Origin of the sequence: Streptomyces capoamus (assembly GCF_014654935.1) — a bacterium.
In the GTDB taxonomy this organism is placed as follows: Bacteria; Actinomycetota; Actinomycetes; order Streptomycetales; family Streptomycetaceae; genus Streptomyces; species Streptomyces capoamus.
The window spans coordinates 270-659 of record NZ_BNBF01000118.1; the positions used below are offsets into that span (position 1 = coordinate 270).

Below are 390 nucleotides of genomic sequence, written 5' to 3' on the forward strand. Positions count from 1 at the left end.
CTTTTTCTTTTATTTATATATAGATATAGACGAATTATATATTAATATATGAATTAAATTCTTAATATTTTATTATTAAGGGTATATGCGTGATACAGAATCTATTAATTAATTTTATTTCAATACCTGTTTTTTTAATCCGATACTAACTATCGCTATCGATATTTAGATCTTATAATACCTCAGGAGCTAATGAAACTATTTTAGTAAAGTTTAATTGTCTCAATTCCCGTGGGATCGCCCCAAAAACTCGAGTTCCTTTTGGATTTCCTTCTTGATCAATGACAACTGCGGCATTGTCATCATATCGTATTATCGTCCCATTGTTACGTTTGAGTTCTTTACAAGTACGTACAATTACAGCTCTAATCACTTCTGATCTTTCTAGAG

At 29.5% G+C, this 390-nt stretch carries 1 protein-coding gene; it reads right to left on the minus strand.

Features of this window, described 5'->3' with window-relative positions; translation table 11 throughout:
• Positions 1 to 172: 172 nt before the first annotated feature.
• Positions 173 to 390 (minus strand): uL14 family ribosomal protein (locus IE312_RS44930; protein ID WP_189986846.1); only part of this gene is annotated, 218 nt, incomplete at its 5' end.